Annotated in this window: 17 protein-coding genes; 13 read left to right on the top strand and 4 right to left on the bottom strand. The window is 33.1% G+C overall.

The features are described 5' to 3' along the window. Positions 1–80: 80 nt before the first annotated feature. The 3 genes from BLP44_RS03085 (at position 81) to BLP44_RS03095 (ending at position 1,091) form a co-directional block, all read left to right on the top strand. On the top strand, positions 81–407 hold the full coding sequence (locus tag BLP44_RS03085) for a YtxH domain-containing protein (RefSeq protein ID WP_008465774.1): 327 nt from the start codon (positions 81–83) through the stop codon (positions 405–407). A 76-nt stretch (positions 408–483) separates the two neighbouring features. Next, the gene (locus BLP44_RS03090) at positions 484–834 is read left to right on the top strand and encodes a competence protein (protein ID WP_091129197.1); all 351 of its coding nucleotides are present in this window, start codon (positions 484–486) and stop codon (positions 832–834) included. A 2-nt stretch (positions 835–836) separates the two neighbouring features. After that, a complete protein-coding gene (locus BLP44_RS03095; protein ID WP_008465770.1) occupies positions 837–1,091 on the top strand; it encodes a DUF6327 family protein in 255 nt (84 codons plus the stop codon). Positions 1,092–1,110: 19 nt separating this feature from the next. On the opposite strand, the gene BLP44_RS03100 is transcribed toward BLP44_RS03095, so the two are convergent. After that, positions 1,111–2,094: an SPFH domain-containing protein gene (locus BLP44_RS03100; RefSeq protein WP_008465767.1), complete on the bottom strand. Its 984-nt coding sequence runs from the start codon at positions 2,092–2,094 to the stop codon at positions 1,111–1,113. 254 nt (positions 2,095–2,348) lie between these two features. Next, a complete protein-coding gene (gene gltX, locus BLP44_RS03105; protein ID WP_091129200.1) occupies positions 2,349–3,854 on the bottom strand; it encodes a glutamate--tRNA ligase in 1,506 nt (501 codons plus the stop codon). A gap of 164 nt (positions 3,855–4,018) precedes the next feature. On the opposite strand from gltX, the gene BLP44_RS03110 reads away from it, so the two are divergent. The 7 genes from BLP44_RS03110 (at position 4,019) to BLP44_RS03140 (ending at position 15,649) form a co-directional block, all read left to right on the top strand. Then, positions 4,019–7,420 carry a collagen-like domain-containing protein gene (locus BLP44_RS03110; RefSeq protein ID WP_091129204.1) on the top strand — a complete coding sequence of 1,134 codons (3,402 nt, stop codon included), beginning with the start codon at positions 4,019–4,021 and terminating at the stop codon, positions 7,418–7,420. Then, on the top strand, positions 7,417–7,836 hold the full coding sequence (gene ybeY, locus BLP44_RS03115; RefSeq protein WP_091129207.1) for an rRNA maturation RNase YbeY: 420 nt from the start codon (positions 7,417–7,419) through the stop codon (positions 7,834–7,836). The genes BLP44_RS03110 and ybeY overlap by 4 nt, the downstream gene beginning before the upstream one ends. Positions 7,837–8,462: 626 nt before the next feature. Beyond that, positions 8,463–10,334, top strand: a complete 1,872-nt coding sequence (mnmG, locus tag BLP44_RS03120; RefSeq protein ID WP_091129209.1) for a tRNA uridine-5-carboxymethylaminomethyl(34) synthesis enzyme MnmG — start codon at positions 8,463–8,465, stop codon at positions 10,332–10,334. A 423-nt stretch (positions 10,335–10,757) separates the two neighbouring features. Continuing rightward, on the top strand, positions 10,758–11,606 hold the full coding sequence (locus BLP44_RS03125) for a class I SAM-dependent methyltransferase (protein WP_091129213.1): 849 nt from the start codon (positions 10,758–10,760) through the stop codon (positions 11,604–11,606). Positions 11,607–11,841: 235 nt separating this feature from the next. After that, positions 11,842–12,426: an OmpH/Skp family outer membrane protein gene (locus BLP44_RS03130; protein ID WP_066033199.1), complete on the top strand. Its 585-nt coding sequence runs from the start codon at positions 11,842–11,844 to the stop codon at positions 12,424–12,426. A 102-nt stretch (positions 12,427–12,528) separates the two neighbouring features. After that, entirely contained in the window at positions 12,529–14,808 is a 2,280-nt protein-coding gene (locus tag BLP44_RS03135; RefSeq protein ID WP_091129217.1) for a helix-turn-helix domain-containing protein, read from the top strand. 79 nt (positions 14,809–14,887) lie between these two features. Continuing rightward, on the top strand, positions 14,888–15,649 hold the full coding sequence (locus tag BLP44_RS03140; protein WP_091129220.1) for a hypothetical protein: 762 nt from the start codon (positions 14,888–14,890) through the stop codon (positions 15,647–15,649). A gap of 61 nt (positions 15,650–15,710) precedes the next feature. Here the strand turns inward: BLP44_RS03140 and BLP44_RS03145 are convergent, their stop codons facing one another. Next, positions 15,711–16,682 (bottom strand): HU domain-containing protein, encoded by a 972-nt coding sequence (locus BLP44_RS03145; RefSeq protein ID WP_066033202.1) that lies wholly within the window; start codon positions 16,680–16,682, stop codon positions 15,711–15,713. Between the two features lie 236 nt (positions 16,683–16,918). Between BLP44_RS03145 and dprA the strand changes: the two genes are divergently transcribed. Further along, positions 16,919–18,019 carry a DNA-processing protein DprA gene (gene dprA / locus BLP44_RS03150; protein ID WP_091129224.1) on the top strand — a complete coding sequence of 367 codons (1,101 nt, stop codon included), beginning with the start codon at positions 16,919–16,921 and terminating at the stop codon, positions 18,017–18,019. Between the two features lie 260 nt (positions 18,020–18,279). On the opposite strand, the gene trpS is transcribed toward dprA, so the two are convergent. Further along, positions 18,280–19,254, bottom strand: coding sequence for a tryptophan--tRNA ligase (gene trpS, locus BLP44_RS03155; RefSeq protein WP_035691448.1), 975 nt, complete (start codon positions 19,252–19,254; stop codon positions 18,280–18,282). 268 nt (positions 19,255–19,522) lie between these two features. On the opposite strand from trpS, the gene BLP44_RS03160 reads away from it, so the two are divergent. Together BLP44_RS03160 and BLP44_RS03165 are read left to right on the top strand one after the other, a co-directional pair. Further along, positions 19,523–19,900 (top strand): GxxExxY protein, encoded by a 378-nt coding sequence (locus BLP44_RS03160; protein WP_091129228.1) that lies wholly within the window; start codon positions 19,523–19,525, stop codon positions 19,898–19,900. A 154-nt stretch (positions 19,901–20,054) separates the two neighbouring features. Continuing rightward, positions 20,055–20,795 (top strand): lysophospholipid acyltransferase family protein, encoded by a 741-nt coding sequence (locus BLP44_RS03165; RefSeq protein ID WP_091129232.1) that lies wholly within the window; start codon positions 20,055–20,057, stop codon positions 20,793–20,795. The last annotated feature ends 146 nt before the right edge of the window (positions 20,796–20,941 follow it).

Genomic DNA, 20,941 nt, shown 5'->3' on the forward strand with positions numbered 1-20,941 from the left:
TTTTTGTAAATTACAAATAATCAAAGTTTTATCATTTTAAAAAAGAGTATCTTTATTAATAATTTTAAATTGTAACTACCATGTCTAAGAATTTAAATACAGCAGCAGCAATTTTAGCTGCAGCAGCTGCAGGAGCGGCGATCGGAATTTTATTTGCACCTGATAAAGGATCTAAAACTCGAGCAAAAATTAAAGAAGGTTTAGATGATGCAAGACATAATTTGAAAGATTCTTTTGATGCAAGTTCAGAAGTTTTACGTGAAAAGTTTGCTCACGCAAAGAAAAACTTAGACGGAACGTATGAAGATTTACTTTCGAATATGAGTTACAAAACAGAAGAAGTGATCACTTTTTTAGAAAGTAAACTTGCTGAACTAAAAGCACATAACGCTAAACTTCAGAAATAATATTTTTATAAAGCACATTACTAGCTTATTTTTATAAGACAGTTTTGTGCTTTTTTATTAAAAAAAAATAGAATTTATGGCTTTTGAAGAATTAAAAGAAAACACTGAAAAAGTTCAAGATCAGGCTAAAGAATATATTGAAAGTCATTTAGCTTATTATAAACTTTGGGGGTTTAAGGTTGCAATGAAATCAACAACTTTAATCTTTAAGTTTACTTTGATTTTATTGTGTTTCAGTATGGTTATGATTTTTGGATCTTTTGCCGCAGCGTATGCTTTTGGTTCTTTGTTTGAAAGTAATGCTCTCGGATTTTTGACAGTAGGAGGGATCTATTTGGTGCTGACTATTTTACTTTTCTTTGTAAAAGATAAAGTAGTAGAAGGGCCAATCTTGGAGAAATTTTCAGAAATCTTTTTTAATGATTAATTATGGAAAGAAAAAAATACTCTTCGTATGCTGAGATTGAAAGAGATCTGGAAATTTTGAAATTGGAAAAAGAAATCAATTATCAGAAATTGGTTTTAAGTTTTCAGAAAACCAAAGAAAGCATTACTCCGCAAAATATTGTAAATGGTTTTATTTCATCTTACACAGGTTATGTCAAAAAATCATTTCCAGAAATTTTGCAATCCGTTTTACCATTTATCATCAGTTGGTTTATAAATAGAAAAAGAGGCGATTAAGCCTCTTTTTGTTTTTCAATTATTGTTGAACATCTGGTTGAACGTCATCTTCGTAACCAGATTGTCTTGGCGTTTGTTTTGGTTTTTCAATTTTCTTATTTCCTTTTTTCATCATTTCGCCAACTTGGTTAGAAGCTGTAAAGGAAGCAACCATATTGTTTAACATATCACTTCCGGCTTGTGGAGAATTTGGAAGAAGAATTAAATTAGAGTTTGTATCAGAACCAATAGACTGTAATGTGTCATAATGCTGAGTAACTACAATTAGGGCAGAAGCTTCTTGAGAATTAATTCCAACTTGGTTTAAAACTTCAACACTTTCTACAAGACCTCTTGCAATTTCACGACGTTGATCTGCAATACCTTGACCTTGTAAACGTTTACTTTCTGCTTCAGCTTTTGCTTTTGCAACGATTCTAATTCTTGAACTTTCTGCTTCAAATTCTGCAGCCGTTTTTTCTCTATCGGCAGCGTTGATTCTGTTCATTGCATTTTTTACTTGAATGTCCGGATCAATATCAGTAACCAAAGTATTGATGATATCATATCCGTATGCAGACATTGCTTCGTTCAATTCGCGTTTTACTGCAACTGCAATATCATCTTTTCTTTCAAAAACATCATCCAATTTTAGTTTTGGAACTTCAGCACGAACCACATCAAATACATAAGAAGTAATCTGATCGTGTGGATATTCTAGTTTATAAAATGCTTCGTATACTTTTTCTTGAATTACTTTGAACTGAACAGAAACTTTCATTTTAATAAAAACGTTGTCTCTAGTTTTAGTTTCAATGATAACATCCAATTGCTGAATTTTAAGATTTACACGCCCGGCCAATCTATCAACCAACGGAATTTTAAGTTGTAATCCTGAATTTCTAACACTCTGAAATTTTCCAAATCGCTCGATAATAACAGACGATTGCTGTTTTACAGTAAAGAAAGACGACATGAAAATGAAGAATGCCAATACTAAAAAGATAATAAATGCTGTACTCATGGTTATTTAGTTTAATTTATGAATTTTGGTAAATTACGAAAATTCTTCTAAATTAAATTTTTTAAGCATTAAAAAAACGCTAAGAACATTTTTGAAATGTTACTTAGCGTTTGCTTTTTTTAAACCATTAAGGTATTAAGATAATTAAGTCAAAACTTTGTCAAGACAATTAAGCTTTATGAACTTAAAAAACTTTCCTTTTTTTTACCATTAAGTTGAGCTTAATTTTCTTAATATCTTAATGGTAAAATTTTTTATAGAGTAACTATCGCTTTCTGAATTCTAGAAATAGTTTCTTCTTTTCCAATGATTTCAACAATGTCAAAAAGGTGAGGACCTTTAAGAGCACCAACCAAACTTAGACGGAAAGGTTGCATTACTTTCCCCATTCCGATTTCGTTTTTGGTTAACCAATCTTTGACAACTGCTTCAATATTTGCAGAAGTAAAATCTTCAATATTTTCTAAAACAGAAATCAATTCCTGCATTAAAGTTGGAGTTTCTTCTTTCCAGTTTTTGCTTGCTTTTTCATCGTATGATGTTGGAGCTTGGAAAAAGAAATCAGTTAAATCCCAAAATTCTGATACAAAGTTTGCTCTTTCTTTTACAAGTGAAACAATGCGAGTTGTCACTTCGAGCGGAGTCGAGAAGCCTTTTTCTTCTAAAATAGGAGAGAAGGTTTTCGCTAAATCTGCATCATTTTGTTTTACTAAATATTGGTGGTTAAACCATTTGTTTTTTTCTGGATCAAATTTAGCTCCAGCTTTGTGAACTCTATTCAAGTCAAAAGATTGAGCTAACTCCTCTAAAGAAAATAATTCTTTATCAGTTCCGTCATTCCATCCTAAGAGAGCAAGGAAGTTTACAACTGCTTCTGGGAAAAATCCTTTTTCTCTATAACCGGATGAAACACCTTCTTCAGTTTTCCATTCTAATGGAAATACAGGGAATCCCATTTTGTCTCCGTCTCTTTTTGATAATTTGCCATTCCCAACTGGTTTCAAAATCAAAGGTAAATGAGCAAATTCTGGAGCTTCCCAACCAAATGCTTTGTATAATAAAACGTGAAGTGGCATCGATGGTAACCATTCTTCACCACGAATTACATGTGAAGTTTCCATCAAATGATCATCGACAATATTCGCTAAATGGTAAGTTGGCATTCCGTCACTTTTGAACAAAACTTTATCATCCAAAAGATTCGTTTCAAACTTAACATCACCACGAATAATATCTTTCAAATGTAAAGTTTCATCAACCGGAGTTTTAAAACGAATTACATAATGTTCTCCATTTGCAATTCTTTTTGCAACTTCATCAGCAGAAATTACTAAAGATGTATCTAGCTTTTCACGATTGTGATGATTGTAAATAAATGTTTTTCCTTCAGCTTCGTGTTGTTTTCTATGTGCATCCAAAGCTTCCGGAGTATCAAAAGCATAATATGCCCAACCAGAATTGATTAACTGATCTGCATATTGTTGGTATAAATCTTTACGTTCGCTTTGTCTGTATGGACCAAATTTTTCATTTTTTCCAACCGTTTCCTCAGGAGCAATTCCTAACCATTCAAGAGCTTCCATAATGTAAGCCTCTGCACCAGGAACAAAACGAGTTTGATCTGTATCTTCAATTCTCAGATAAAAAACACCGTTATGTTTTTTTGCAAATAAATAATTAAATAAGGCAGTACGAACTCCGCCAATATGTAACGGTCCAGTCGGACTTGGTGCAAAACGCACACGAACTTGCTTTGACATTTGTTTAAAATTTTGTTGCAAAGATACGTTTTATGATTTTAGATTTCAGAATGTTGATTTTAGATTTTAAAATCTTAGAACCTTAGCGTCTTAGTAACTTAGAATCTAAAAAAGGTATTATTATAATTACTACTTTTATAGGTTATAATTAAAACAGATTTATTTTGAAAACATCATCTGCTATATATCAAAAGTTAGAAGCTTTCATTAAGAAATATTATACCAATGAATTGATAAAAGGGATATTACTTTTTACTGGTTTTGGGTTATTGTATTTTCTATTTACGCTTTTTGTAGAGTATTTTCTTTGGCTAAAACCTATAGGAAGAACGTTTCTATTTTGGATATTTGTTGCAGTTGAAGTTTTCCTTTTGGTACGTTTAATCCTGTTTCCATTGTTTAAATTATTTAAACTTCAAAAAGGAATTGATTATACTCAAGCTTCAAAAATCATTGGAAATCATTTCACAGAAGTAAGCGATAAGCTGACTAACTTTTTACAATTGTCATCTGAAAATAATGCTGAAAGTTCGGAATTGGTTTTGGCTTCGATAGAACAAAAAGCCAATTCTTTGCAACCAATTCCTTTTGGAAATGCCATCAATTTTAAAGCGAATAAAAAATATTTACCATTGGCTTTAGTGCCAATTTTGCTTTTTGCTGTGTTTTATATTTCTGGAAATAGCAATATAATTTCTCAAAGTTTGAATAGAGTAGTGCATTTCAATTCTGCATTTTTACCACCAGCTCCATTCAAATTTGTGGTTTTGAATTCTAATTTACAAGCAGAACAAAACAAAGATTTTGTGATCAAAATGGAATCTGTTGGAAACATAGTTCCAGAAAATGTGATGATTCATATTGGTGATGAAAGTTATTTTATGGAATCTTCTCAACCTGGAAAGTTTGAATTTAAAATTGAAAAACCTTCTGAAGATGTTCAGTTTTCTTTCGAAGGAAATTCGGTTGTTTCAGAAGAATATGAATTGAAAGTGATCACAGTTCCATCTATTGCAAACTTCGAAATGGTTTTAAATTTTCCTTCTTATCTAAAGAAAAAATCAGAGACAATTCAGGGAACTGGAAATGCAATTGTACCTGAAGGAACCACTGTAACTTGGAAAATGAATACCAAATCTACCCAAGAAGTAGTATGGAAAAGAGATAATGAAGTATTTAAGTTCAATAAGGCAGAAAATGAGTTTAAATTGGCTAAAAATATAAGTCAAAATACCGAATATCAAATACTTACGTCTAATGATAAGGTTAAAAACTACGAAAAACTAGATTATCAGCTATCTGTAATCAAAGATCAGTTTCCAACCATCAATGTAGGCCCTGCACCAGACAGTTTGAAGCTAGATAAGAACTATATTTTAGGAAGATTGGGTGACGATTATGGACTTTCGAAATTGCAAATTGTGTATTACGAACGTAACAAACCTCAATCTGCAAAGCGTGGAAATATTCCTGTGAAGTCTGGAGTATTTGATCAGTTTGTTTTTAATTTTCCGAGTAACCTTCCAGTAGAAGAAGGAGTTTCATACGAATACTATTTTGAAGTTTTTGATAACGATGCACCACACGGATTTAAGTCTACAAAGTCTTCTACGTTTTCAGATCGTGTAGCAACAACAGATGAAATTCAGGATCAGGAATTACAACAGCAAAATCAAAACATCAATAGTTTATCTAAATCTTTGAAGAATCAAACGAAGCAGATTTCAGAAATGGATAAGCTTCAGAATACAGGAAAGGAAAAAGATAATTTAGAGTTTAAAGATCAGCAGAAGATTAACGATTTTATCAAACGTCAGAAACAACAAGACGAAATGATGAAACAATTTTCTGAGAAAATGAATCAGAATTTAAATAAATTCAAAGAGGATAAGAAGGATAAAACTGCCGAAGATTTACAAAAGCGTTTAGATAATGCACAGAAAGATTTAGAAAAGAATCAGAAATTATTAGACGAATTAAAGAACTTAAACGATAAATTAAACAGTGAAGAACTGTTTGATAAGATGGAAAAGTTCAAACAAATCAGTAAAAACCAATCTCGTAATTTAGAGCAATTGGTGGAATTAACCAAGCGTTTTTACGTTTCAAAGAAAGCAGAACAGGTTGCAGAGAAACTAAATAAACTGTCAGAACAACAGGAACAGTTATCTAATAAAGAGAAAGAAAATACTAAAGAGAAGCAGGATGAAATCAATAAATCTTTTGATAAGATTCAGGAAGATTTAAAAGATTTGAAAGAGGAGAATAAGACTTTAAAGAAACCTTTAGATATCCCATCTGATGCTTCTAAAGAGAAAGATGTAGACAATGATTTGAATAAAGCTTCTGAGGAATTAAGTAAAAAGAATACTTCTGGAGCTAAACCAAAACAGAAAAGTGCTGCAAAGAAAATGAAGTCCATGGCTCAGGAAATGCAGAGTGAAATGGAAGGTGGAGAACAGGAACAATTAGAAGAAGATGTAGCGATGCTTCGTCAGATTCTTGATAATCTTTTGGCTTATTCTTTATCACAAGAAGATGTGATGAAACAGTTTAAAGCAATGAAATTAGGTTCTTCTACATTCACAAAAAACATCAAGATTCAGCAGAATTTGAAACAGCAATTCAGACACGTTGATGATAGTTTGTTTGCACTTTCATTACGTAACCCAAAGGTAGCTGAAGACGTTACCAAGGAAATTGGAAATGTGCAATACAACATGGACAAGGCTATAGAAACCTTAACCGATGTTCAAATTCCAAGAGGAGTTTCACACCAGCAATATGCAGTTTCATCTGCCAATAAGCTAGCCGATTTTTTAAGTGATTTATTGAATAATATGCAAATGTCTATGCCTAAACCGGGAGCAGGAAAACCTAAACCAGGAGACGGGCAAGGAATGCAGTTACCAGACATTATCCAGAAACAAAAAGGTCTTGCTGATAAAATGAAAGAAGGAATGAAACCTGGACAGCAACCCGGAGATAAACCTGGTGATGGTAAAGATGGAAAATCTGGACAAGGACAAAATGGACAAGGTAAAGATGGTCAAGGGAAGGAAGGACAAGGAAACAAAAGTGGTGATAAAGGTTCTTCTGGTAAAGATGGTAAGAACGGAAAAGGAGAGAAGAACGATAATGAAGGAGAAGATGGAGAAGGCGATGCAGAAGCTATAATGGAAATATACAAAGAGCAAGTTAAGCTTCGTGAAGCGCTTCAAAAAGAATTAGCAAAGAAAGGTTTAGATGCTCAAGGCAGATCTATTATTGATCAAATGAAACAATCTGAAAAGCAGATTTTGAATCAAGGATTTAAGAATGAGAACCTGCAACGTATTCTTAATATCCAGCAAGAATTATGGAAATTGAACAATGCAGTTCAGCAACAAGGTCAGGATACACAAAGACAATCTGAAACAAATAAGGCAGAATTTACAAATCGTTCAAATGCTTTACCAAGCTCATTATTGGAATATTTAAACAGCGTTGAGATATTAAACAGACAATCACTACCTTTGCGCTCGAATTTTAATCAAAAAGTTCAAGAATACTTTAATACAAAATGATAAATTTTAATTACGAAACAGATTTTGCTTTAGGAGACGAGAAGGCTTTTAGTGACTGGTTAAGTGCTGTAATTGTTTCTGAGAACAAGAATGAAGGAGAGATCAATTATATATTTTGTGACGATGAATATCTTCATAAAATCAACGTTGAATATCTAGATCATGACACTCTTACTGATATTATCAGTTTTGATTATACAGTTGGTAACGAGTTAAATGGAGATATTTTTGTTTCTGTAGAACGTGTTGCAGACAATGCAAAAGACTTCAAAGTTTCATTTGCCGAAGAACTTAAAAGAGTGCTGTCTCATGGTATACTACATTACTGTGGATACAAAGATAAGACAGATGAAGATGCTCAATTAATGAGGGCTAAGGAAGAGGAGAAGATGAAGATGTTTCACGTGGAACAGTAGTTAAACATCTTAAAAAAAAATAATCTATGTTCCACGTGAAACGTTTTAGATTTTAAATTTTATAACGTTCCACGTGAAACATATTAGAAGAAAGTAAAAGAATTTTATAACGTTCCACGTGGAACGTTAAAGTAAAGAATTTGAATAAAAGATTAAATCGTTCCACGTGGAACGATTTTTTAAGTTTGAGTTTAAAAGAAAAAGAATAAGATGTTTCACGTGGAACATGATTTTAAAATGGTCTTTGAAGTTTAGAATGGAAGTTTAGAATGGAAGTTTAGAATGGAAGTTTTTTAAAATGTTTCAAGCGAAATATTTTTGAAGATTTCAGTTTAAAGATTTTAGTTTAAAGATTTCAGTTTAAAGATTTCAGTTTAAAGATTTCAGTTTGAAGATTTCAGTTTGAAGTTTGAAGTTTTCAGTTTGAAGTTTGAAGTTTGAAGTTTGAAGTTTGAAGTTTTGAAGATTCCAGTTTGAAGATCCTAGTTTGAAGATCCTAGTTTGAACTTGGAACTTGAAACCTCAAACTTGAAACAAAAAAAAATATACGTTCCACGTGGAACAAGAAAAATATAAAAGTAATTCTAGAAACCGCGTTAGCGGTTTTTGGAGAATAATAAAACAAAATGTTTTTAGAAGAATACGATGTTATTGTGGTTGGTGCTGGCCATGCTGGTTCTGAAGCTGCGGCTGCGGCTGCAAATTTGGGGTCGAAAACTTTATTGGTTACAATGAGTTTGCAAAACATTGCACAGATGTCATGTAATCCTGCGATGGGTGGAATTGCGAAAGGACAGATCGTTCGTGAAATTGATGCACTTGGTGGATATTCAGGAATTGTTTCAGATCGTACGGCAATTCAATTTAAGATGTTGAATAAATCGAAAGGACCTGCAATGTGGTCGCCGAGAGTTCAAAGTGACAGAATGCGTTTTGCAGAAGAATGGCGAATGATGTTGGAGGCTACTCCAAATCTTGATTTTTATCAAGAGATGGTAAAAGGGTTGATTATCGAAGACGGAAAGATAAAAGGAATTAGAACTTCGCTTGGTGTGGAGATTCGTTCCAAATCTGTGGTTTTGACAAACGGTACTTTTTTAAATGGTTTGATTCATATCGGAGAAAAACAATTCGGAGGTGGTAGAGCAGGAGAAAGTGCTGCAACCGGAATTACCGAAGATTTGATTAAAGCAGGTTTTGAAGCTGGAAGAATGAAAACGGGAACGCCACCTCGAGTAGATGGACGTTCTTTAGATTATTCTAAAATGAATGAAGAAAAAGGAGATGCAAAGCCAGATAAGTTTTCTTATTCAGATGTGACTTCTCCGTTAACGCATCAGCGTTCTTGTTACATGACGTATACGTCTTTGAATGTTCACGATATTTTGAGAGAAGGTTTTGATCGTTCTCCAATGTTCAACGGAAGAATCAAAAGTTTAGGACCAAGATACTGTCCATCGATTGAAGATAAAATAAATCGTTTTGCAGATAAAGAGCGTCACCAATTATTTGTTGAACCAGAAGGATGGAATACATGTGAAGTTTACGTAAATGGATTTTCAACTTCTCTTCCAGAAGATATCCAATTTAAAGCGCTTCGTTCTGTAGTAGGTTTTGAAAATGTAAAATTCTTTAGACCTGGTTATGCAATCGAATATGATTTCTTTCCGCCGACACAATTGAAACATACTTTGGAAACGAAGTTAGTGGAAGGTTTGTATTTCGCTGGACAGATCAACGGAACAACAGGATATGAAGAAGCAGCATCTCAAGGTTTGATGGCTGGAATAAATGCACACTTGAAAGTGCATGAAAAAGATCCATTGATTTTAAAACGTGACGAAGCGTATATCGGAGTTCTAATTGATGACTTGATTACGAAAGGAACGGAAGAACCATATCGTATGTTTACATCAAGAGCAGAATATAGAACATTGTTGCGTCAAGATAATGCCGATTTTAGATTGACTCCAATGTCATATGAAATTGGTTTAGCTTCTGAAGATCGTTTACGAAGAATGGAAAAGAAATTGAATGAATCTGAAAAGATGGTTCAATTCTTCAAAGAAACAAGTGTTACGATTGCAGAAACTAACCCGATTTTGGAAGCGAAAGAATCTGCTCCAATTTCACAAGGAGACAAAATGTTTAAGATTTTCTCTCGTCCGCAGATTGAATTAGAAGATATGTTGAAATTTGAAAAAGTTTCGGCTTACATCGAAGAGAATGATTTGGATGAAGAAATTGTAGAGCAAGCCGTAATTCAAGTAAAATATTCTGGTTATATCGAAAAAGAGAGAAATAATGCAGATAAATTAAATCGTTTGGAAGAAGTAAAAATTCCAGACAATTTCGATTATAACAAAATCAAATCAATGTCTATTGAAGCAAAACAAAAATTAAGCAAGATTCGTCCTGTAACCATTTCTCAAGCTTCAAGAATTAGCGGAGTATCACCAAGTGATATTTCCGTGCTTTTGATTTATATGGGAAGATAAAAAAGTTTGCAGTCTCAGTTTTAAGCTTCCAGTTTTTACTGTGACTAAAAACTTTTAAATGTTCCACGTGAAACTATATTGCTTTTAGGTTTTTATTTCAGAATAGAGAATAAATCTAGAATCTAAAGTCTGAAATCTAAAATTGTTTCTGTTCCACGTGAAACCTTTTGCTGAAACAAGAATGATTTTTTTGAAATAATTTGAATTATTAGCCGTTTCAGATGGAAAGAAAATCAGAATTGAAAAGGATATTATTTTGCAAAGAGGATGAATAAAGTAAATTTGTAATTGTATTGAATTATCAATTTTGAAGAAATCACAAAGAGTTTAGAAGAATAAAAGAAAAAACAAAAATCCTAAAAGCGATAAATTTCGTTTTTAGGATTTGCTATAAATTAAACCCAATATCTATAAAATTAAAAAATGAACGTTTTAAATAAAAAACACTTTCTTACGGTAAAAGACCATTCTGTTTCAAAAGAAATTTTTGATTTGTATTACGATGAAGAATTAGATATGCTAATTACTTCTCCGCAGCCTGAACTTCAAAATTTAGGTAAATACTACGAAAGCGAAGATTATATTTCGCATACAGACAATAAACGTTCGTTATTTGAAAAAGCCTATCATTTCGTAAAAAATATTGCACTTAAGAATAAGTTGAATTTAATCAATAGCCAGCAACCGAAAAAAGGAAAACTTTTGGATATTGGAGCTGGAACAGGTGATTTCCTTTTAACAGCAAAAAATGATGGTTGGGAAACAATTGGAGTAGAACCGAGCGATCGTGCTAAAAATATTGCTAAAGAAAAAGGAATTTCATTTGTAGAAGAAATTAGCGCTTTAGAAAGTAATTCTTTGGATGTAATTACCATGTGGCATGTTTTGGAACACGTTCCAAATTTAGAACATCAGATCCAAGAATTAAAGCGTTTATTAAAACCAACTGGAACATTAATTGTTGCGGTTCCAAACTACAAATCATTCGATGCGGGTCATTATGAAACTTTTTGGGCAGCTTATGATGTGCCAATTCATTTTTGGCATTTTTCGAAAAAATCAATCCAATTGCTTTTTGAAAGAGTAGACATGAAATTAGAAAAAATACTTCCAATGAAGTTCGATTCGTTTTATGTGAGCCTTTTATCTGAAAAATACAAAACAGGAAAGATGAATTACATCAAAGCTTTTTTCATAGGTTTAAAATCAAACTGGAAGGCAAAAAGCTCAAAGGAATATTCATCACATATTTACGTTTTGAAAAACAATTAAAAATTAAAATCATTGAAAGCCGTTTTGCCTCCAAAAGACAAGATGGCTTTTTTAGCTGATCCAAAACAAGACAAAAAACATCCAAAATATAGCGATAACATTGGTTTATGACTATATTTTTTACTATAAATAAAAACAATATCATAAATTTTACGCATTTTTTAAACTTTATGTTGATGCTATTGATTTTTTTATATTTTTGTCTTCAATACTTAAAAAAATAGAATTATTAAAAATGAAAAAAGCATTAGTTATTATCGCACTTTCAGTTTTCGCAGTTTCTTGTAACAAAACAGCAGAGGTAAAGGAAGTAAAAACAGCTTACGTGGATACTTCGGTTTTGATGAAAGAATACACTGAGGCAAAAGATTTAGAGGCAAAGTACAAAGCTCAAGCGGAAGAAAAAGGGAGACAATTACAAGCTGAGATTTCACGTTTTAAACAAGACGCTGCTAATTTTCAAAGCCAGGCACAAGCAAACGGTCAAGCTTGGGCACAGCAAAGAGGTGCTGAATTGCAAAAAAGAGAGCAGCAGTTAGGTTATGCACAACAAGCATTAGCTCAACAGTTACAACAAGAAAGTGGTGTTGAAATGGATTCTCTTGTTAGTGGAGTTAAAAAATTCATTAAAGATTACGGAAAGAAAAATGGTTACTCTTACATCTACGGAACAGGAGATGCTGCAACAATTTTGTATGCTGAAGAGAAATACGATATCACAAAAGAAATTATCAAAGCTTTAAATGATAAATACAAAGCAGAGCCAAAAGCTGATGCAAAACCAGCAGCTGAAACAAAAGAAGGCGAAGCAAAAAAATAAAAACTACCAAACTAACTAAATTACTGAAAACCTAAATCCACTAAGATTTAGGTTTTTTCTTTTTATAAAATGCGGTAATTTTATTTCTTTAATACAAGCCCAATGCAGAACGTTTCAGAAGCGGCAGCTTACACTTTACAATTCATCAATCAGACTCAAAAATCTATTTTCCTAACGGGAAAAGCAGGTACTGGAAAAACTACGCTTTTACGCGAAATTATCGCGACCACGCATAAAAATACGGTGGTCGTTGCACCTACGGGAATTGCAGCTCTGAATGCTGGTGGCGTAACCATTCATTCCATGTTTCAACTTCCGTTTTCTGCGTTTATTCCGTCATATGATGTGAGCGCGCAGTTTACGGAAACGGTAAAGTTTGAAAACAAAGAATCGTTGCGTCGTCATTTCAAAATGAATAACGTCAAGCGAAATGTAATCAAAAACATGGAGCTTCTGGTGATTGATGAAGTCAGTATGCTTCGCGCCGATTTGCTTGATGCAGTCGATTTCATGATGCAGACCGTTCGTAGAAATACTCATCCGTTTGGTGGAGTCCAGGTTTTGTTTATTGGAGACTTGCTTCAGTTGCCGCCGGTTATTCGCGATGAAGAATGGCGAACGCTGAAAAACTATTATCGCGGAAAGTTCTTTTTTCATTCACATGTTCTCCAAACATATCCGCCAATTTATATCGAATTGTCAAAAATTTACCGACAGACAGACGATGCTTTTATTTCGGTTTTGAACAATTTAAGAAATAACCAGATCACTCCAGAGGACATAGCTATTCTAAATCAGTACGTTAAGCCAGATTTTGACTTTAAAGAGAACAAAGGTTATATCACTCTAACAACCCATAATGCCAAAGCTGATTCTATCAACTCGCAGTCAATCAATGATTTAGATGGAAAAGAATATATTTATACGCCATTTGTGGTGGGAGATTTTCCTGAAAAGATATTTCCAGTTGAGGAAGAACTGAAATTGAAAGTTGGCGCACAGATCATGTTCGTCAAAAATGATCTGTCTTTTGAGAAGAGATATTTCAATGGAAAGATGGGTGTTATCAAATCGCTTTCAGAGGAAGAAATCTTTGTTCACTTTCCAGAAGAGAACATGACATTGGAAGTTGAAAAGTACGAATGGAAAAATATCCGCTACAAAGTCAACGAACAAACCAAAGATATTGAAGAGGAGGTTTTAGGAACTTTTGCGCATTACCCGATCAAGCTGGCGTGGGCGATTACGGTACACAAAAGCCAAGGCTTAACTTTTGACAAAGCAGCGCTCGATGTATCGCAAGTTTTTCTGCCCGGGCAAGCCTATGTAGCACTTTCGCGTTTGCGTTCCTTAAATGGGCTTATTTTGCTTTCTCCGATGCAAATGAATGGTATTTCGAATGACCAAGATGTGATGGATTATGCTTTGAATCGGGCAACAGAACAGGATTTACAAAATTCTCTTCATTTCGAAACCAAAAATTTTATCCACAACTATTTGGTTAACAGTTTTAATTGGGGTGAATTGGCGCAAGAATGGCGAAATCATCGTTTCAGTTATAACGAAAATGCGGCAGGTTCCGAAAAAACGAAACATGCGGTTTGGGCACATAAACGGATGGAAACTATGGAGCAGCTTTTAGATCCTTCGCAGAAATTCATTTCTCAACTCAATAAAATTTTCATCAAAGAAACGGTCGATCTGTTTTTTGTGAAAGAAAGGGTAGAAGCGGCCTACGATTATTTTTTCAAACCAATGGACAAATTGGTTGATGATCTAATTTATAAAATGGCTGAAATTCAAAAATTTAAAAAAGTAAAAGAGTTCTACGAAGAGCTTAATTTTTTAGAAGATCTCCAGACAAAAGCCGTTTTGAGATTGATGAAAGCCAAATTACTAATTGAAGTAGTAGTTGCAGGCGAAGCTATCAGTAAAGAAAAGCTTTCGTCGCCAAATATTAAAAATTACAAAACGAACAAAGCGGAAAGAATCCGAGAAGAGCTGAAAACGACAAATACAGACATTTTTAGAACAGAAGAGCCTGTTGTTCGATACAAATCAGCTAAAGCGGAAAAAAATGAGCTTAAAACGGCTAAAAAAACGACAGTCGAAGAAACATATGATTTGTGGATGGAGAAAAATTCGGTTGAAGATATTGCGAGAATGCGTAAATTGAATGTTCAAACAATCGAAGGGCATTTGATAAGACTTATTCAAGCGAAGAAAATTGAAATCACTGATGTTTTGCCTTATGATAAAATTTTGGCTTTGCGTGAGGCGTTTCAGTTTTATCAGGAAGAATCTTTGAGTCCTTTGAAAGAAAAATATGGAGATGAATTTACATGGGACGAATTGAAAATGTTCAAAGCGAGCATAAATTGATTTTTTGGAGCGTCCTACGTGAAACAGTGTTTTCAGTTTTTCAAAATTCTAATTACTAACGTATTAAATTATTTCTGATATGAAAATATCTAAATTATTGCTAACAATTTTGATTTTTAGTTCTTCGTTTCTGAATGCTCAAGATTTGAAGCCAGAATACCAAAAATTCATTTCGAAATTTATTCTTGAGGTAAAAAGCAACGATAAAGAAGCAATTGCAAATCGAGTAAAATTTCCGTTCAAACGTGAATATCCAATTCCGCCAGTGAAAGACAAAGCCGATTTTATAAAAAGATATAATCAGATTTTTGATAAAGTTTTGATTGAAAAAATTGTAAAATCAAATCCAGCAAAAGATTGGTCAGAAGTGGGCTGGAGAGGAATTATGCTCAATCAAGGTGATTTATGGATCGATACTGATGGAAGAATCATCAGTATAAATCATCAGTCTGAGGAAGAATTGAAGTTGAAAAATTCAAAGATTTCAGAACAGAAAAAAAATGTAAATCCGTCAATATCAAATTTTAAAGTACCTGTCGCAATTCTCGAAACCTCTAAATTCAGAATTCGAATTGATGATTTGGGAAATGATAACTATCGATATGCATCATGGTCTCTGAACCAGAAGATGACTGACAAACCAGATCTAGTAATTGAAAAAGGAACTTTTCATGCTGATGGAACTGGTGGGAATCATCATTACGAATTTAAAAAAGGTAATTTCAGATATGAATGTCATTTCATTGTTTTGGGTGAAAAAGGTTCAGCTCCTGCGATGCTGATTGTTTATCAGTCAGAAAAAGAAATTTTATCTCAAGATGCGAAAATTGTTTCACGATAAACAGTGGATGATAGAGAGATACAAAAAAATCCCGTTTCAAAAGAACGGGATTTTTTTTGATTTATAGATTTTCGACTAGAATCCAAGCTTGTGGATTTTCGCCTTTTTGTATTTCTTTTTGAGCTTGTTCAGCTTCTTTCATTGTAGCATAACTTCCGTACAAAACAGGAAATAAACCATGTTTGTTTTCTTTCAGCATTCTAGCTTTGAAACCGTCTTTAATGAGTTGATTGTAAGCTTTTCTAGCATTAGCTTCACTTCTGAAAGCACCAGCCATAATATGATAAGGCATTGTTGTTTCAACAGTTTCAACTTTAGCAGAATCAACAGATAGTGTCACAGCTGGAAGCGGACTTTTAATGAAGAAAGTTGCTTCTTGGATTTTGTTCTGCACTTTTTTCTGAACCGCTTGTTCTACAACAAGTGTTTGGTTATCGATTTGATTTTGATATAATGGGTAACCAATGCTTCCTGTAATTCCAAGTCCCAGAACTAGAATTGCTGCATAACGCAAGAACGGGTTTGAAGATTTAGTTTCTTCTTCGTTTTCGTATAATAAAACAGCATCTTTTTCTTTTGCCGCAATCTTTTCGATTTTTTTCTCAAAAGCCTCTTTTTTCACCATCGGAGAAACGAAAGGGCTTAATCCAAAAGAAGTTGCCAGATAATTGGTTTGGTCGTTTGGTTTAAAAACAATATTGCTTTCAGAATTTAAACGTAGTTCTCCAATGTTTTTTAAAAGAATTACGCCTTCTTCTTCCAATGTTTTTTTCCAGTTCAAAACCTCAAATGCAATTGCGCTTACAGCAAAACCATAAGATGTTTTTTCTGCTTGTGCAATATGATTTGCCAATAATCCGTCATTGTTTTTTATACGGCTGTTGAAAGAAATGGTTTTTTTTGGAGGAAAAAACGAATTAGTGCTTTCATTTAGCTGCGCCGAATGTGTTTCGGTTAAAAATGCACCAAATCCTGGAACCGTTACACACTGATAACGATACAATAACTGTGAGATATATACTTCGATTTTCATGTTAACAAAGTTAGCCAACGCGTATAGTTATCAAAATTTTATTCACAATTTTTATTAACAATTCAGAATTATTTTTAGACAATTCGTTTTCAATTAATTAGACTAACAATTACGCACTTTAAAAAATGTTTCTATAATTTATTTTTAAATTTTATTAAGAAATTACTTTGTTTTATGGATATTTGCCCTTCAAAAGAAGTAGATTTATTTTTTCTATTTTACATAATGTTAAAACAATGAGCGATCAGGAATTATTTAGTTTACTTGCCTTATTAAAGGTTGATGGAGTGGGAGATATAATGGGCAAGAAATTGCTTAATTCGTTTGGCAATGCTTCTGCCATTTTTAAAGCTAAGAATTCTGATCTAGCAGCTGTTGACGGAATCGGATCAGTTTTGATTAAGAATCTTAAGGATAAAACTATTTTCGAAAAAGCCGACAAGGAACTATCATTTATAAGAAACAATAATATTCAGGTTTCTTTTTTTCAGGATGAAAACTATCCAGAAAGACTTAAGCACTGTTTTGATGCTCCAATTCTAATTTTTACTGCGGGTAATCTTGATTTCAAGAAAAAAAGATTAATTAGTATTATTGGCACTAGACAGATTACCTCTTACGGAACAGATTTCTGTAAAAAACTCATAGAAGATTTAGCTCCGTTAGATCCTGTTATAGTTAGTGGTTTTGCTTATGGAGTTGATATTGTGGCACATCAAGCAGCGATGGACCATGACTTGCAAACTGTTGCCGTGCTGGCTCATGGACTGAATCAGATTTATCCGCGAACGCATAAAAAATACATGGCAAAAATGGAAGAGAATGGTGGATTTATTACTGAGTTTTGGAGCGATTCTAATCCTGATAAAGAGAAGTTTGTTCGTCGAAATCGCATTGTAGCTGGAATGACTGAAGCTACTATCGTGATTGAATCTGCCGATAAAGGCGGTTCGTTAATTACCGCAAATATGGCCAACGAGTATAATCGTGATGTCTTTGCTGTGCCTGGAAGGGTGACAGATAAGTACAGTCAAGGTTGTAATAATTTGATTAAAACGCAGAAAGCTAATCTATTAACAAGTGCTGCAGATTTAATCTATATGCTGAATTGGGATATTAAAGAAAAGCCGAAAAATATTCAGAAACAGCTTTTTATTGATTTAGAACCTGAAGAACAAAAGGTTTATGATTTTCTTCAAAAAAATGGGAAAGAATTATTAGATATCATTTCAATTGAATGCGAAATCCCAATTTTCAAGCTGTCTGGGATTTTGATTGGCATGGAATTAAAAGGCGTTATTAGACCACTTCCGGGAAAACTTTTTGAGTCAATTTAACGCAGAAAATCCTATATATTATTTTCTTGTAAAATGTTTATACAATCGATATAGAATATAAATCGCCAATAAGCCGAATAGTATATTCAAGACTTGAAATAGATATGGCGGAACATTATAATCTTCAATATACTTATCCATTTTTTGTTTTTAAATGATTAATATACTTGAAGTTACAAAAAAATAATTAGAATCAATGTTAAAAGAAAAACGCTGACCAAATAAAATGATCAGCGTTTGTTTAAAAGATAGTTTTCGAATTATTTCTCAAATCCTAAAACTTCTCTAACTTTTGCTAAGACACCATCAGCAATTACAGAAGCTTTTGCAGCGCCCTTTTTCAATAAAGCGTCTACTTCTTCGAGGTTGTTGATATAGTAATTGTATTTTTCTCTTTCAGTTTTGAATTTTTCTGTAATCAATTCAAACAAAGCTTGTTTGGCATGACCATAACCGTAGTTCCCACCTAAATAATTTGCTCTCATTTGTGCAGTCTGCTCTTCGTTTGCTAAAAGAGAATAAATTGCAAATGCATTACAAGTATCTGGATTTTTTGGTGCTTCAAGCGGGGTACTGTCAGTTTCTATGCTCATTACTTGTTTGCGTAAAGCTTTATCGTCCAAGAAAATGTTTATGATATTATTGGCAGATTTACTCATTTTCCCGCCATTTGTTCCAGGAATCAGCATAATGTTTTCCTGAATTTTTGCTTCAGGAAGAACAAATGTTTCCCCCATTTGGTGGTTAAAACGTGATGCTACATCACGAGTAATTTCTAAATGCTGCAACTGATCTTTTCCAACAGGAACAAATTCTGCATCATACAATAAAATATCGGCCGCCATCAACATCGGATAAGTGAAAAGTCCCGCGTTAACATCGTCCAAACGATCAGCTTTATCTTTGAAAGAATGAGCTAAAGTCAATCTTTGAAACGGAAAAAAACAGCTTAAATACCAAGTCAATTCAGTAGTCTGAACCACATCAGATTGTCTGTAAAATGTAACTTTTTCAGGATTTAAACCACAAGCAAGCCAAGCCGCAGCTGTGCTATAAGTGTTTTCTCTTAAAGTCTTTCCATCTTTAATCTGAGTGATTGAATGCAAATCGGCAATAAACAAATAAGATTCATTTGCTGGATCATTTGATAACTCAATTGCCGGAATAATTGCTCCTAATAAATTTCCTAAATGCGGTGTTCCTGTACTTTGAACACCAGTAAGTATTTTTGCCATTCTCGTTTTTTTCTTAATTGCAAAGTTCGTGAAGTTTTTTATAACCGCAAAGTTCATAAGGATTTTGGTTAAAGTTTTACCAATTTACTGTATGTTTTTTAACGCAAAGTGCGCAAAGGTTTTTCGCAAAGGAAATAAGCTTATTTCTGAAAGAACCGCTTTGCTGTAAGTTCACAAAGCTTCATCTTAAGCAAAATAATCTTTTATGCGTAAGTATTATTGTTAGAATTGAAAAATAGGAAAATATTTATAAATTTGATTTTTGAATATGACAGAAAACGAAATATCAAATATTATAATTGGCCTTGCTATAGATGTCCATAAAAAACTCGGACCAGGTTTATTGGAAAATGTTTATAAGGAATGTTTGTTTTATAAAATTAAACAAAGAGGACTTCTTGTAGAAAAAGAGAAAGCTTTGCCATTAGTTTTTGAAGAAGTTCAACTCGATTGCGGATATCGGATTGATTTGCTTGTAGAGAACAAATTCCTAATTGAAATCAAAAGTGTTGAATCACTAACTGTCAACCATTTAACACAAACATTAACCTATTTAAGATTAGGAAATTTTAAACTTGGCTTGCTCATAAATTTCAGTGAAAGTTTATTAAAAAATGGTATTAGAAGAGTTGCTAATAATTTATAGATAAAGCTTTGCGAACTTATAGCAAAGCAAATTTTCACATTTATTGCTTTAAAAACTTTGCGAAAATACTTTGTGAGCTTTGCGTTAAAAGAAGCCTTACACTAGAAAAAAAATCTTGTTTAGAATTCATTTCTGTTTTCTTACATTTGAAGCTATGAAAATATTTAAAATTGCTTTTTGGATTCTTTGGAGAGTTTGGTTTTATGTCTTGATGGCGATTCCAATACTCATTATGTTGCCTTTTTTGCTTATCTCTATCCTTTCTGAGAAAGGATATCCGTATTTCTTTAAAATGGCCCGCATTTGGGCTAAATTTATCCTTTTCGGAATGGGTTTCTATTACACCGTAAAACGCGAACAGAAGCTCATTAAAGGGAAAAGTTATATGATTGTGGCTAATCATACCTCAATGACTGATATTATGCTGATGCTGGCACTTATAAAAAATCCGTTCGTTTTTGTTGGAAAGAAAGAATTGGTGAAGATTCCGCTTTTTGGATTTTTTTACAAACGCACTTGTATTTTGGTTGACAGAAGTTCTTCTAAAAGTAAAAATGAAGTATTTAAAAGAGCTCAAAATCGTCTTAACCAAGGTTTGAGTATTTGTATTTTTCCGGAAGGGGGAGTTCCAGATGACGAAAGCATTTTGCTGGATGAGTTTAAAGATGGTGCATTCAGATTGGCAATAGATCATCAGATTCCGATTGTGCCAATTGTTTTTCCGGACAATAAGGAGCGTTTTTCATATACGTTTATGAGCGGAAGTCCTGGTAAAATGCGAGCTCGAATTTTGCCGTTTGTAGAAACAAAAGGTTTGACAAGCGATAACCGAAAAGAGTTACGAGACCAAGTTAGAAATATGATTTACAAGGGTTTGATCGATTTTCAGAAATAAACATAAAAACATTATGTAAAATACAAAATCCGGCAGATTACTTTATCTGCCGGATTTTCTTTGAATTAAAAACCCCTATTTTTATTCAAAAGTTATTATCTGTGAATTATCTTTTCTGAAATAAAACGCAATACTTTCTTAAATTT

The organism is Flavobacterium anhuiense (assembly GCF_900101855.1).
GTDB lineage: Bacteria > Bacteroidota > Bacteroidia > Flavobacteriales > Flavobacteriaceae > Flavobacterium > Flavobacterium anhuiense.